Origin of the sequence: Aeromicrobium sp. (assembly GCF_036675695.1) — a bacterium.
GTDB lineage: Bacteria > Actinomycetota > Actinomycetes > Propionibacteriales > Nocardioidaceae > Aeromicrobium.
The window spans coordinates 25,632-39,226 of record NZ_JAKFEL010000124.1; the positions used below are offsets into that span (position 1 = coordinate 25,632).

Consider the following 13,595-nt stretch of genomic DNA (forward strand, 5'->3'; position numbering starts at 1 on the left):
GAGCGGCAGGTCGTAGCGCTTTCCTTCATCGAATGGTTGCTAACCGGTCAAGACCACCAGGGATAGAGTCCTCCTTCTGAGTGCGAGTACACCCTTAGGCCCCCGATCATGGCCGAGTAGCAGCCATATACCTGCGCATAGGCACCCCCGAAGGCATACTTTCCGATCCGCTGGACGACATCTAAGCAGCGAGAATTCTGCACGCTGGGCCCTCCAAGGGGGATACCGTCGGGAGGTGGACCACGAAAATAGGGGATGACGCCGGGTGGCTGAGGCAATAGGTTTCGTCATCGGCACCGTTGTCGCGTGGTTGATAATTCTTGCGATTCCCGGCGTTCCGATCTGGTTGTACGTGAAGCGGCGCAAGATGCGTAACAACACCCAACTGTCAGCGACGAACGCGCACATCGAGCCGAGCAACCAGTCGATCTCCGACATCACCCCGCAACAGCCGCCGGCCGACTGGTATCCGGACCCGAGCACCGGAAACGCATTGCGGTGGTGGGATGGTGCCGAATGGGGTGTTTTGCAGAGTGAGCACTTCGCTTCCAAACCGGCGATGCACTTAGACGCCCAAGATGCCGCCGAAGCTGAAGAGAGACGGGCAACTCAGAACCGCGAGCTCAAGGAGCGTTTCCAGGAGAGTGAACCTGAGCCGCTCTTGCGGGAACCGTTTGTCATTTCGCGGGCTGCAGCGCAAGAGTCGACAACCGCGCCTCTCATCGAAGCCGAGGCGAAGCCCTTGACGACACGGCCGCGAACTATTGCACGCAACTCGAAGCCAGAGTGGATTCCGGCCGGTGAATCGATCGAGGTCGATGGATACGTTATCCCCGGCGGACTCCTATATGTAGGGCGAAACCCATCCCTTCGGAACACCGAGCCTGAACCGTCTCTGATTGATCCGAGTCTCAAGGTCAACAGCGGGCGTCCCGACTACGCCGGCGAGTCATTCAGTTACTGGCCGAGCTATCACCGGCTAAACCCAAGCGCCCGAGCTGCGTATCTCGAATGGCTCAGCCACGGACGGCGCGACGTGAATACTCCGATCGGGTTCGTGTTCCTCTTCATGTACGGACTCGAGCGTCGAGTATTGACCGAGATCGCCAACAATCCGCAACTTGCGCATGAGGTGCCGGCAATCCAGCACGAAATGCACGAGCTACTCGACCTCCACGAAGACGACTACAGCTTTCAGTCCTACGGTTTAGGCTTCCTGAGCATCCTTGAACTGATCGCCCTTCAAGGCGACCCCGAGTACCAGTTCCAACCTCCGCCGCTCAGCGACTTTCGCTGGTCTTTTCCGTTCAGCCTGAAAGTCGAGCTGGGATCACTCGCCGCAGACGGTAAGCCGGTTCCAGCAGAGTGGGCACTTGCGTGGGCATGGTTCCACGAAGGCACGCGAATCCGCACCTCCGCAACCAGGTGCCCTGACGAGTTCGCAACCCTATTCAACACTCTCTACACCGAGGCTCACGCTGATGGACTCATCCCCAAGCCGACGAAACAGAAGCTGAGGCTCTCGTACCGTCCTGCGAGTTCCGCAATCCCGACTGCCGACATCGAGTTGAATGGCATCTCCGACGTCTCGCAATCAGCTCAAATCACACTAGTGCTGGAACGCTTTGCTGATCAGGCACAGGAGTTGCTCGATCCCTACAGCAGGTTCCTCGGCAAGAACCCGGGCTCGGCAGCCACACTCAGGGCACAAGCCTTGCTACCCGTTCAGCTTCTCGATGCGTCCAACGCCGCCGTATCCAGACTCTGCGCAATATTGCAGGACGCGGCGAGTAGTGCGACCAACGTCAGCGCCGACGAACTGCTCAAGCTCTGGGGCGGGACTACCCTCGAGCGTCTGACCAAGCAAGAGTCCATTCAGATGTGCCAGTTGGCAGAAAAGCTTGGCTTCGGGCTCGAGCCCGATCCCCGGTTCGGAGGACCCGTCCTGCAAGCTGGGTTCGGAGTCACCGTCTTCGCCATCCCCGAAGACGCCCCACAGGTCGCATCGCCCGAGCTCACCACCGCTCTGACACTGACGCTCCTTGCGGTCGCTGTCAGCAAAGCTGACGGAACAATCCTCGAAGCGGAAACATCAACTCTATTTGCGCACGTCGAATCATCGCTGGGCCTGACATCTCCCGAGCGTGTTCGTCTCGAGGCTCACGCTCGTTGGCTCGGGCACTCTGAGGTCAAGCTGACCGGTCTCACCAAACGTCTGTCGACGCTTACCGACGTCCAGCGCGACAGCTTGGGTCGGCTCCTCGTCGACATCGCCGCTGTCGATGGAGTAGTGAGACCAGAAGAAGTTCGCACCATCACCAAGATCTACAGGCTGCTTTCGCTAGACGACACCTTGGTCACCTCACGACTGCACCAGGCCATGACGGGTTCACCAATGCTCAGCGACGAGCCGGTCGTGGTTCGGCAGGCTGAACGAGGTGAACCCGGCTCGCCGATACCCCCGCGCCCCGCCACCCCACCGACGCCACGAGAGTTCACGCTCAACCAGGCGTCCATCGATGAAAAAATGCGAGACACTGCCGCAGTCTCGGCAATGCTGGCCAGCATCTTTGAAGATGAGACCGGCCCAACCCGCGCCACAGGCCGACGCGTCGCCGCGCCGTCAACATCACCCGTCCCGGTGCCCGAACAAGTTTCACAGCCCGACGTGTCTACCGTTGTCACCATCGCCGGACTCGACGCACCCCACTCCCAGTTGCTTGATCAAGTTGCCCAGCACTCTGAGATCAGTCGAGACGAGTTCGACGCGCTGTGCCAGCCATTGGGCCTGTTACCCAACGGAGCCCTAGACACCCTCAACGACGCCGCCCTCGAGGCAAGCGACGAACCACTGTTAGACGGCGAAGAACACCTCACTATCAATCCGTACGCCCTAGAGGAAATGCTCCGATGACCGACACCACCAACACCATCCGCCCCCGCGAACGCGACGCGCTACTGCAGGCGCTCCGCACAGGCGTCGTCCCACGAGTCGGCCAGCAACACATCCAAGTCGGACGAGTCAACGAAGTCCGTGCACTGACAACAGACATCGATCGCATCGCAGACGGAGGCTCAGGAACCCGCTTCGTCATCGGCGACTACGGATCCGGCAAAACCTTCTTCCTTCACCTCATTCGCTCCATCGCCCTGCAACAGAAGATGGTCACTGTCCACGCCGACCTGTCACCGGACCGGCGGCTCCACGCAACCGGCGGCCAAGCACGCTCGCTCTACTCCGAACTGATGCGCAACATGGCCACTCGTTCAAAGCCCGATGGTGGCGCAATGACCAACGTCGTCGAACGCTTCATCACAGAAGCGCTGACCGAAGCGACCGCAACCAAGCAGACACCGGAGTCAGTCGTTCGTGCTGGCCTGAACCAACTCACCGAGCTGACCGGTGGGTACGACTTTGCCGAGGTCATCGCCAAGTATTGGCAAGGGCATGACACCGGCAACGACCAACTCAAGACCGATGCCGTCCGCTGGTTGCGCGGAGAGTTCAGTACTCGAACTGATGCCCGCCAAGCGCTCGGCGTTCGAACGATCATCGACGACGGCAACTTCTACGACCAGCTCAAACTCCTTGCCGTCTTTGTACGCCTTGCCGGATTCTCCGGCCTACTCGTGTGCCTCGACGAGATGGTCAACCTCTACAAGCTCGCCAATACCCAGGCGCGCAACTCCAACTACGAACAGATCCTTCGCATCGTCAACGACTCCACCCAAGGATCCGCTGCGGGTCTCGGCTTCGTCATGGGCGGCACACCAGACTTCTTGCTCGATACACGTCGCGGCCTCTATTCATATGCCGCCTTGGAGTCGCGGCTCGCAGAAAACCCCTATGCGGTCGACGGCATCGTCGATTACTCAGGTCCAGTCCTCAGACTCGCCAACCTGACGCCTGAAGACTTCTACATCCTGCTCACCAACCTGCGGAACGTGCAGGCAGGTGGCGACCCAAGCAAGCACCTCCTCCCCGATACAGGGCTGACGTCGTACATGGAGCACTGCTCCAGTCGAATCGGCGACGCGTACTTCCGCACTCCGCGAAACTCCATCAAGGGATTCCTCGACCTACTCGCGGTACTCGAACAAAACCCGCAGACGGTCTGGACCGACATGATCGGAACTATCGAGATCCCGACGGAGTCGAACCCCGACCTCGAGCCCCTCGACACCACCACGGACGAGCCCAGCGCTGAACCAGCCCAGGCACCTTCGCCACCCACCCAAGACCCCGACGATGAACTCAGCTCTTTCAAACTCTGAGTCCGTTCGTGCCCAAGGCGCATTCGACGCTCTCCATCCGAAGGTCAAGGAATGGATTTGGAAACAGGGCTGGACTCAATTGCGCGCAGTGCAATCGAGCGCCGTCCAGCCAATCCTTGAGGGCCGAGTTGATGTCATCATCAGCGCGGCGACAGCCAGCGGCAAAACAGAAGCCGCCTGGCTTCCAATCTGCTCGACACTTGCGGCCCAGGCCGACGCCGGGCCGACGCAACCTGGTGTGAAGGTGCTGTACATCAGCCCCCTGAAGGCACTGATCAACGACCAGCACGGTCGCCTGCTCGATCTATGTGAAGCGATCGACATTCCAGTCAACCGAAGGCACGGCGACGTGACCGGCAAAGAACGAGACAGCCTTCGAACCGCACCCGACGGCGCACTACTGATCACTCCCGAGTCGCTGGAAGCGCTCTTCGTTCTCCAAGGCACACACCTCCCGACGATTTTCGCTCCACTTCAATACATCGTCATCGACGAGATGCACTCCTTCATCGGTACCGAACGGGGCGCGCAGCTTCAGTCCCTCCTTCACCGCATCGAACTGGCCATCCGCCGACCCGTGCGCCGCATTGGGCTGTCAGCCACCTTCGCCGACTTTTCCGTTGCACAGGACTTTCTCCGCCCACGCAACGGCGACCAGGTACTGGTGCTCGACTCCCCGACCGAGACCGCCGAGCTACGCATGCAACTGCGCGGTTACCTCTCCACGGACGACCCAGACCCCAACCAAGTTGGTCAGGTCAGCCACCCCACGGACAAACGCGAGATCGCCGACCACCTCTACCGCCACCTGCGAGGAAACGACAACCTCGTCTTCGCGAACTCACGAGCAAGCGTCGAGGCCTACTCCGATCTACTGAAGCGCCTGAGCGAGCACCACCGTGTCAGCAACGAATTCCTGCCCCATCATGGAAACCTCTCTAAATCGTTCCGAGAAGAGGTCGAGGCCCGTCTCAAGGCGCGCGACACCCCCACGACCGCCGTGTGCACCTCCACGCTCGAAATGGGTATCGACATCGGCTCCGCCGACTCAATCGCACAGATCGGTGCACCGTACAGCGTCTCGGCAATCCGCCAACGTGTCGGAAGGTCCGGGCGCAGAGACTCACCCGCTACCTTGCGGACTTACATCTCCGAGCGGCCGATCGACTCAAATACACACCTGATCGATCGCCTCCGCACCAGCATCATGCAGTCAGTTGCTGTGCTTGAGCTGATGCTTGAGAAATGGTTCGAACCTCCAAATACGAGCGGGCTACACCTGTCCACGCTGATCCAGCAGGTGCTCTCGGTGATAGCTCAGCATGGCGGCGCATCAGCAGCGCAGCTGTACTCGGCACTGTGCGGCGATGGCCCTTTTGTCGGGGTCGACAAAAGGATGTTCCTCGATCTTTTGCGGTCTCTCGCAGACAGGGACGTCATCATGCAAGCGGGCGACGGACTACTTCTTGCCGGCCCGGTCGGCGAACGGGCACTCAATCACTATACGTTCTACGCGGCCTTCCAAACTGCCGAGGAGTATCGCCTGATCTCCGCTGGCCAAGTTCTTGGCAGCCTCCCCGTCGACTACCCGGTGCTGGTCGGAAGCATGATGATCTTCACGGGCCGGCGCTGGAAGGTCATCGACATCGACGCACCCACCAAGACGATCGAACTCACACCATCGTCAGGTGGGCTCGCCCCCCGCTTCAACGGTGGCGCCGCCGAGATCTCCGATGGTGTTCGACGCAAGATGCGCGAGCTGTACGAAGGAGACCTCGTACCCACATACGTCAATCAGACCGCCGCAGACCTCATCGAGGAAGGCAGGACTGCCTACCGTCAGTACAACCTCGCTGACATCACGGCCGTCGAGTCAGGAACAGACTCGGTCATCGTTGCCTGGCGAGGTAGCCGGATCATCAACACCCTCTCGGTGATGCTCACGAGCCAAGGCATCACCGCCACAATCGAAGGCCCCGGTCTGACCTGTCGTCACACACCTCTCCCAGATTTGCTTGCTGCGATCGCCCAGCTCTACGAAGGCGGACAGCCAGATCCCGTCGAACTGGCTGAACACGTGCCAGCCAAAGAAGTCGACAAGCATGACCGTTTCCTCGACCCCGACCTTCTCGCGCAGTCCTACGCGAAACACAGCCTCGACGTCCCCGGTGCTTGGGAAGTCGTCGAAGAACTCGTACGACTCCACCCGCCGCTCCCCCTCGCATACGGTGGCCCAGACTCCGAACGAATCACCCCGACACACCGAGCGTCCATCGGGTCGACGCCGTTTGCCGTCGTGGACGTGGAGACCACGTCTCTGTCGCCGATCATGGGCGGCCGAATTGTCGAGATCGCCATCGTGCACCTCGACCAGGCAGGTAATCAGACCGAAAGCTGGTCGACGATGGTCAACCCCGAAGGCCCTGTCGGAGGAACCTCGACTCATGGTCTCGATGAGGACGCCGTTGCCGACGCTCCACTCTTCAGTGAACTATTGGACGAGATTGCCCATCGCTTGTCGGACCGAATCGTCGTAGCGCAGAACGCATCCTTCGATGTCGGGTACCTCCATTCAGAGTTCGCCTTTGCAGGAACTGATGCGCCGGCCTGGCCAACTCTGTGCACGTTGCGTCTGGCGCGAAAGCGAGATCCCGGCAAGCCAGCCAATCTTGCTGCGCTTCGAGATCGGTTCAGCATTGACTCGGCACACGAACACCGTGCGTTCGACGACGCCATCGCCGCAGCAGAAGTCCTGCGACAACTTCTTCAGCAGGACAGCACTCAGGCCCCGAACATCGTGACCGATGACGAGATCCAACCCGACTGGCTGCCCCCTACTTGGCCGCGTCCGATCGATCCTCCACGAACACTCTCTCGCTAGACGGCCGTACGCGAGCTGCAGTACTCGGCAAACATTCGCTCGAACGCTGGCTCATCGACCACCGGCACGTTAAAGCTGCGCGCCTTACCAGCTTTGCCGCTCATGGAGTCGGGGTCGGCGGACACCAGCAGCCTCGTTGCTTTGGTGACGCCGCCGCTCGCCAGACCAACCCCAACGATCAATTCGATCCACGATTCGCGATCCCGCTGCATCGCTCCCGTGAACACAACGCGATCACCTGGCGACAGGAACGTCCCGACACTCTCCGATGGTTGCGCCGTTTGGCGGAACTCTGCGGCAAGAGCGAGCGAGTCGTCGATGTCGCGTGGCGTGAGGCCCAGAGCCTCAGCCGCTCGCGTCAGATCCGCACGTTCCTCCTCCGTCACGACGTCATCGTCCAGCGCGACCTTGCACATCTCCACGAGGTAGGCAGAGTGCAGACTCAGGATGCGTTCGCGGCTCAAACCCGACTGGCGTGCGACCTCGATCAGGTACTCACCTTCAGAGGCAGACACGTACCGATCGAGCAGGGCGGTATCGAGAGCCAACATGTAGGCCGCCTCGTTCTCGGGCGACCCCGGGATCCACGTCGACTCAAGTACCGCCGACATCCAAGAATCAGGGGTGCTCGTGTCAGCCCCACGTTCCTTAAGTCGTGGCGCCCCGGCCACATTCGCTGACGGCCACTCGGAGGCACCTGCCGACCGTGCGTCCTCTTGCCACTCAGGGAGCGCATGGCCCTGCCGATGCAGGTGGTTCAACAGCTCGGCCGTTGCCCGCGCGGCGGGCAAGGCGTGGTACTTGTGTTCGAGGGCGATGTCCAGAGCGCTGCAACAGTGCTCAAGCTTCGCCGGTCCGAGGAAGCGACCAGCCCATTTCATCGTGCACAGCGCCCCAGGGCGCCCGGACACGTCATAGCCTGCACGGTTGAGCTCGTGGTGAATGAATCGCATTCCGAAGGACGCGTTGTGGGCCACAACGGTGCGCCCTTCGATTGACTCGAGCAAGAGTGCAGCGATGTCGCCAAAGCTCGGTGCATCCAGAAGTTCGCGTGACGCCACGCCGTGGAGATGTACGGCACCAGGATCTCGCTCCGGATTGACGAGAGTCGCCCACTCGCGTTCGACGTAGCCAGCCTCGGAGACCAAGACCACCCCAACCTCGAGAACTCGATCGTGCGTCTCTGGCATGAATCCGGTTGTGACGACGTTCACCACAGCGAAACCAGAACTCGCGTGCTCATTGAACGTGATTGAGACGGATCGGTTGGTCATTCGTAGATCCCCATTCGAAGTACGTAAGACAGGCTTACCGCACAAATCATCAAGCGTCTCAAGAAGCCGGACGCGCTGCCGCAAGAGCGTTCTGCAGCAGGTCGGAGACATCTGGCGTGTTCCGCATCTTCTTGATGTAGAAGGCGCGGGTGACGGTCTCGCTTGAGTGGCCGAGGACCGCGGCAGCCAAAGGAGCGCCAGCGCCCACGACGCCTCCGTTGTCGGGGTCCGAGTAGTGGTCGTCGATGAGGGTTGCGACGGCTTGCGGAATGTCTGTGGGGTAACCCAATCCCAATCCCGTCCATTGCGGCATTCCCGCCATTCGCGGCGGATGTTGGTGGGCGACAACCAGGTTCCGTTGCGGGTGGTGAAAACCGGTTGGCTCGGGTCGTCGGTCGCTGCGTGTGTCTGGAGTCGTCGAAGGGTGTCGACGGCGAAGGGTGGGATCGTGATCGTTCGCATGCCTGCGGCTGTCTTGGTGCCCTCCTTGCGCCGTAACGGGCGTCCATCTCGAGGTGGGTGAAGGGTGCCGCTGATGGTGACAGTGGCCGGTGTGGTCTCCAGTGAGACGTCACGCCATCGCAGGGCGAGGCATTCGGAGACTCGTACGCCGGTGGCGGCCAGGATTGTGAATACGTCCAGGAGTCGGTGGGATCTGCGTGGGCCTTGTTCGGCTCGTCGGTCGTAGGCGTCGACCGCTTCACGGACTTCGTGGAACAGCTCGAGGTCGAGCGCCCGAACCTCGGACCTCCCCCGGCGCGGCGGCTGAATGTCGTGGGCAGGGTTGTGGTCGATGGCGCCGACCTCGACGGCGTGGCAGAGCATCGTCGTCACTGCAGCCGTCTGCACTAGCGGCCAATGTCGAGAGCACGTTCCGCTTTGCCAGCTGGAGGGTCGAAAATTTCGGCATCTGTGAGGCTCTGAGGGCAAGTCACCATCGCCTTGGCCGAATCAACAATGAAGACCCTCTGACGAGCATTGCTGCTGGTCAGAGGGTCTTTGTCCATGGTAGCCCCGACGGGATTCGAACCCGCGCTACCGCCTTGAGAGGGCGGCGTGCTAGGCCGCTACACAACGGGGCCATGGGTGGTCTTGCGACCGGAGACACCATATCGTGCGTGTGAATCTCGCTCGAAATGGCCTCGCTGGGATACTAGGACTCGAACCTAGAATGGCGGTACCAGAAACCGCTGTGTTGCCAATTACACCATATCCCAATGGCTCTGCCGGGGGCCGAGCCAAGCACCGACTTTACCCGACTCCCCCGCCTGCGCCCAAACCGGGCTAGGCCTTGCGAGTCGGCTCACGTGGTTTCGATACGGCCTCGTTCCTCGGCCTACTCAACTACCACTTACTTGCGTTGGTGAGTTCGCTCACCACGCTTCGGGCCCTCGTTCCTCGGGCCCTCCCAGTCGGCCGCGGGCGGCCTCCTTAGCGAGCGGAAGGGTCGGCCGCGGGTAGGCTCCTTGGCGGGCGGTCATGCGAGTGCAGCGTCCAATCTGGCCAGTGACTTCGCTTGGCCGAGCAGCTCCAGCGACTCGAACAGGGGCGGGGAGATGCGGCTTCCTGTCACGGCGACGCGTACGGGGCCGAAGGCCAGGCGGGGCTTGAGCTCGAGGCCTTCGATGAGGCTCGTACGGAGCGCCTCTTCGATCGCCGGCGTCGACCAGTCGGACAGGTCGGCGAGGGCTTCACGAGCGGCTCGTACGACGTCGAGACCCTTCTCGTCGAGGTTCTTGGCGGCGTCCGCCTCGTCGATGGCGAAGTCGTCTTCGGCGATGAACAGGAAGCGCAGCATGTCGACGGCTTCGGTCAGCAGACCCATACGCTCGTGCACCAGCGGCGTCGCAGCAGCCAGCGTGGCGAGCTGATCCGCGGTCGGCGGATCGGAGATCAGACCGGCGTCCTGGAAGTACGGCACCAGGCGATCGCGTACGTCGTCCTCGGCCAGAAGGCGGATGTGCGATCCGTTGATCGCCTCGGCCTTCTTGATGTCGAAGCGAGCGGGGTTGGGGTTGACCCGACCGATCTCGAACGCCTCCACCATCTCCGGGATCGAGAAGACGTCGCGGTCGTCGGCAATCGACCAGCCGAGCAGCGCCATGTAGTTGAGCAGCGCCTCGGGCAGGAAGCCCTTGGGCTTGTAGTCGAGCAGGTTGGACTCGGGATCGCGCTTCGACAGCTTGCGGTTGCCCTCGCCCATCACGAACGGCAGGTGACCAAACTCGGGCGTGAATCCCCCGCCGATGCCGATCTCGGCGAACGCCTCGTACAGGGCGATCTGGCGCGGGGTCGAGCTCAGCAGGTCCTCACCGCGCAGGACGTGGGTGATGCCCATCATCGCGTCATCGGTGGGGTTGGTCAGCGTGTAGAGCGGCTGCCCGTTGGCACGCACGATCACGTAGTCCTGCACGTTGGCGGAGTCGAAGGTGATCTCTCCACGTACGAGGTCGTTGAACGTGTAGACCTTCTCCGGCATCTTGAAGCGGATGACGGGCTCGCGGCCCTCTGCTTCGTACGCAGCCTGCTGCTCGGGCGTCAGGTCACGGTGCAGACCGTCGTAGCCGCTGGGCTTGCCGGCAGCGCGAGCGGCGTTTCGGCGCTCCTCGAGCTCCTCGGCGGAGTCGTACGCCTTGTAGGCGTGACCGCTGTCGAGCAGCTTCTGTGCGACGTCGGCGTAGATGTCCATGCGCTCGGACTGGCGATAGGGGCCGTTCGGGCCGCCAACCTCGGGGCCTTCGTCCCAGTCGAGGCCGAGCCACTGCATGACGTCGATCAGGAGCTGGTAGGACTCCTCGTTGTCGCGCGAGGTGTCAGTGTCCTCGATGCGGAAGACGAACTTGCCCTGGTTGTGGCGCGCGAACGCCCACGAGAACAGCGCCGTACGCGCCATGCCGACGTGGGGGTTGCCGGTCGGCGACGGGCAGAAACGTGCAACGACGGGCCTAGTCATTGGCGCTCACCACCGGGTTGGTCAGGGTGCCGATGCCTTCGACGGTGACGCTGACCGAGTCGCCCGGGTGCATCGGACCGACGCCATCCGGTGTGCCGGTGAGGATCACGTCGCCGGGCAGCAGCGTCATGAAGGACGAGATGTACTCGATGATCTCGGGCACCTTGAAGAACATGTCTGAGGTGTTGCCGTTCTGCTTGAGCTCGTCTCCCCCGCCCAGGCTCTCGAGCCTCGTGGTCACGCCGACGCTGGTCGGGTCGAAGTCGGTCTCGATCCACGGTCCGAGCGGGCAGAACGTGTCGAAGCCCTTGGCGCGTGCCCACTGACCGTCCTTGGCCTGCAGGTCGCGCGCGGTGACGTCGTTGGCGACGGTGTAGCCGAAGATCACCTTGGCGGCGTCCTCGGCAGAGACGTCGCGGCAGATGCGGCCGATCACCACGGCGAGCTCGGCCTCGTAGTGCACGTCTTCGCTCTGCGTGGGGTAGAAGATCGGGTCGCCGGGACCGATGACGCTGGTGTTGGGCTTGAGGAGGATCAGCGGCTCGGCGGGTACTTCCCCACCCATCTCGGCAGCGTGCGCGGCGTAGTTCTTGCCGACGCACACCACTTTGCTGCGCGGGATGACCGGGGCGAGCAGACGTACGTCCGCCAGCGGGATCTTCTGACCGCTCAGATTGAGCCCGGCGTACAACGGATCGCCGTTGAGCACCGCGATCGTGGGGACCCCGTTGTCATCACCAATGACTCCAAAACGGGGATCGTCGTCACCCGCGAAACGTGCAATTCTCATATGAGTTCAGGGTATCGGTTGGGTCGACATCGCCACCCGTCCGGCCAGAGCTCCTCCCTCGCCCATCTGGCACACCGTGATGTGGATCACTTGTTGACCCATCCCTGCGCCCTGCGGCCTCGAACCCGAGGCAGTGGCCGACTTTCGGTCACCGAACAGGAGGATTGCGATGAAGTTCTCGATCAAGATGCTGTGTGCCGCCGGACTTTCCGTGGCAGCACTGACCGCCACGGGTGGCTCGGCTTCGGCCGCTCACTGCACGGACAACGGTGGACCCGGCAACTCCGACTTCGCTTCACACGTGCAGGCGAGCAACGGTCCAGGTGGCCACAACGAGGGCGACCACCAGGGCTGGAGCTCCTGCGTGCCGCAGGCCAAGAGTGGCGGCCGCTGACATCAGGCGCAGGTCGGGGCGGGGTGAGGTCAGCTCCCAGCGCTGGGTAGTCACCTCACCCCGCCTCGCTTCGCTCACGCCCCTCGTACCTCGGGGCTGGCGGGCGGACACCGCTCGCCAGGTTGGGCAGTCATCTCACGGGGTTTCGATACGCCCTCGTCCCTCGGGCTACTCAACCAGCGGTGTGGGCGGGCATCGCGAGCTCCATGTTGCAGACCGAGCCTGCGATGACTCCCGCGGCGATGGCGGTGGCCACTGATGGCATCGGACCGGGCAGCGCGGGTACGTGCCCGAGGTCGCCAGCCGCGAAGACACCGGGCACGCTGGTGCGGCCCATGGCGTCGATCTCGACGAAACCGGACTCATACAGGTCGACACCGAGCTGCTCCGCAAACGGAGCCTGCTGAGACACCTCTGTCGCGATGAACATTCCGCCGACCCCGATCGTCTCGTCGTCGAGCGTGATGCGAAGGCCGAAATTGGTGCGCTCGACCTCGCGTACGGAGTCCTGATCGAGCACGATCAGCTCGCTGGCGATGTTGCCGAGCAGGGCGGTGAGGTGTTCGGCGCGCTCGGTGCCGAGGATCGCAACGCGCTCGCCGGCGAACTCGTGGCCGTGGCAGTACGGGCAGTGCGCGATCTCGCGGCCCCAGGCTTCGGCGATGCCGGGCACGTCCGGGAGCGTGTCGCGGACGCCGGTGGCGAGCACGATCTTGCGAGTGGCGAGCACTTCGTCGCCGACGATCACCTCGAAGCCGTCACCCGCACGCCGTACCGAATCAACGGTCAACTCGCGGATCTCGGCGGTGTCGTACGCCGCGATGTCCTTGCGCGCGATCCGTCGCAGCTCGGCCGGGTCTCGGCCGTCGTGGGTGATGAAGTTCTGCATGTGCTCGACCGTGGCGTTGCGGTAGGTGCCGGAGTCGAGGAGCAGTACGTCGCGGTGCATGCGGCCGAGGGTGAGCGTGGCCTGTAGGCCCGCCGGTCCCCCGCCGATGACGATGGCGTCAAGCATGATTTCTCCTTCA

Annotated in this window: 10 protein-coding genes, 2 tRNA genes and 1 pseudogene; 5 read left to right on the forward strand and 8 right to left on the reverse strand. The window is 62.4% G+C overall.

Annotated elements, in window-relative coordinates:
- Positions 1–352: 352 nt before the first annotated feature.
- From V6M39_RS07950 to V6M39_RS07960, 3 genes are all read left to right on the forward strand, one after another.
- Entirely contained in the window at positions 353–2,914 is a 2,562-nt protein-coding gene (locus tag V6M39_RS07950) for a TerB N-terminal domain-containing protein (RefSeq protein WP_332643284.1), read from the forward strand.
- Positions 2,911–4,275 carry an ATP-binding protein gene (locus tag V6M39_RS07955; protein WP_332643285.1) on the forward strand — a complete coding sequence of 455 codons (1,365 nt, stop codon included), beginning with the start codon at positions 2,911–2,913 and terminating at the stop codon, positions 4,273–4,275. Before V6M39_RS07950 ends, V6M39_RS07955 begins: the two co-directional genes overlap by 4 nt.
- 88 nt (positions 4,276–4,363) lie before the next feature.
- A complete protein-coding gene (locus tag V6M39_RS07960; protein ID WP_332643293.1) occupies positions 4,364–7,156 on the forward strand; it encodes a DEAD/DEAH box helicase in 2,793 nt (930 codons plus the stop codon).
- Here the strand turns inward: V6M39_RS07960 and V6M39_RS07965 are convergent.
- The 3 genes and pseudogenes from V6M39_RS07965 to V6M39_RS18050 form a co-directional block, all read right to left on the reverse strand.
- Positions 7,153–8,346: an exonuclease domain-containing protein gene (locus V6M39_RS07965; protein WP_332643286.1), complete on the reverse strand. Its 1,194-nt coding sequence runs from the start codon at positions 8,344–8,346 to the stop codon at positions 7,153–7,155. The two genes, V6M39_RS07960 and V6M39_RS07965, sit on opposite strands and share 4 nt — an antisense overlap.
- Positions 8,347–8,488: 142 nt before the next feature.
- On the reverse strand, positions 8,489–8,719 hold the full coding sequence (locus tag V6M39_RS07970; RefSeq protein ID WP_332643287.1) for a hypothetical protein: 231 nt from the start codon (positions 8,717–8,719) through the stop codon (positions 8,489–8,491).
- 35 nt (positions 8,720–8,754) lie between these two features.
- Positions 8,755–9,150, reverse strand: a pseudogene (locus V6M39_RS18050) (tyrosine-type recombinase/integrase); the annotation flags it as partial.
- On the opposite strand from V6M39_RS18050, the gene V6M39_RS07975 reads away from it, so the two are divergent.
- The gene (locus V6M39_RS07975) at positions 9,079–9,282 is read left to right on the forward strand and encodes a hypothetical protein (protein ID WP_332643288.1); all 204 of its coding nucleotides are present in this window, start codon (positions 9,079–9,081) and stop codon (positions 9,280–9,282) included. The pseudogene V6M39_RS18050 and the gene V6M39_RS07975 sit on opposite strands and share 72 nt — an antisense overlap.
- A 154-nt stretch (positions 9,283–9,436) precedes the next feature.
- On the opposite strand, the gene V6M39_RS07980 is transcribed toward V6M39_RS07975, so the two are convergent.
- The 4 genes from V6M39_RS07980 to V6M39_RS07995 form a co-directional block, all read right to left on the reverse strand.
- Positions 9,437–9,512 (reverse strand) — tRNA-Glu (locus V6M39_RS07980).
- Between the two features lie 63 nt (positions 9,513–9,575).
- Positions 9,576–9,647 (reverse strand) — tRNA-Gln (locus V6M39_RS07985).
- A 260-nt stretch (positions 9,648–9,907) separates the two neighbouring features.
- A complete protein-coding gene (gene gltX / locus V6M39_RS07990; RefSeq protein WP_332643289.1) occupies positions 9,908–11,383 on the reverse strand; it encodes a glutamate--tRNA ligase in 1,476 nt (491 codons plus the stop codon).
- The gene (locus V6M39_RS07995) at positions 11,376–12,173 is read right to left on the reverse strand and encodes a fumarylacetoacetate hydrolase family protein (protein WP_332643290.1); all 798 of its coding nucleotides are present in this window, start codon (positions 12,171–12,173) and stop codon (positions 11,376–11,378) included. Before V6M39_RS07995 ends, gltX begins: the two co-directional genes overlap by 8 nt.
- 169 nt (positions 12,174–12,342) lie before the next feature.
- On the opposite strand from V6M39_RS07995, the gene V6M39_RS08000 reads away from it, so the two are divergent.
- Positions 12,343–12,567: a hypothetical protein gene (locus V6M39_RS08000; protein ID WP_332643291.1), complete on the forward strand. Its 225-nt coding sequence runs from the start codon at positions 12,343–12,345 to the stop codon at positions 12,565–12,567.
- 172 nt (positions 12,568–12,739) lie between these two features.
- Here the strand turns inward: V6M39_RS08000 and V6M39_RS08005 are convergent, their stop codons facing one another.
- Positions 12,740–13,582 (reverse strand): NAD(P)/FAD-dependent oxidoreductase, encoded by an 843-nt coding sequence (locus V6M39_RS08005; RefSeq protein WP_332643292.1) that lies wholly within the window; start codon positions 13,580–13,582, stop codon positions 12,740–12,742.
- Between the last annotated feature and the right edge of the window lie 13 nt (positions 13,583–13,595).

Excerpts from the sequence above, each read along its gene's own strand:
- V6M39_RS07955 (WP_332643285.1), top strand. The coding sequence starts at position 2,911 with ATGACCGACACCACCAACACCATCCGCCCCCGCGAACGCGACGCGCTA.
- V6M39_RS07965 (WP_332643286.1), bottom strand. The coding sequence starts at position 8,346 with ATGCCAGAGACGCACGATCGAGTTCTCGAGGTTGGGGTGGTCTTGGTC.
- gltX (WP_332643289.1), bottom strand. The coding sequence starts at position 11,383 with ATGACTAGGCCCGTCGTTGCACGTTTCTGCCCGTCGCCGACCGGCAAC.
- V6M39_RS07995 (WP_332643290.1), bottom strand. The coding sequence starts at position 12,173 with ATGAGAATTGCACGTTTCGCGGGTGACGACGATCCCCGTTTTGGAGTC.
- V6M39_RS08000 (WP_332643291.1), top strand. The coding sequence starts at position 12,343 with ATGAAGTTCTCGATCAAGATGCTGTGTGCCGCCGGACTTTCCGTGGCA.
- V6M39_RS08005 (WP_332643292.1), bottom strand. The coding sequence starts at position 13,582 with ATGCTTGACGCCATCGTCATCGGCGGGGGACCGGCGGGCCTACAGGCC.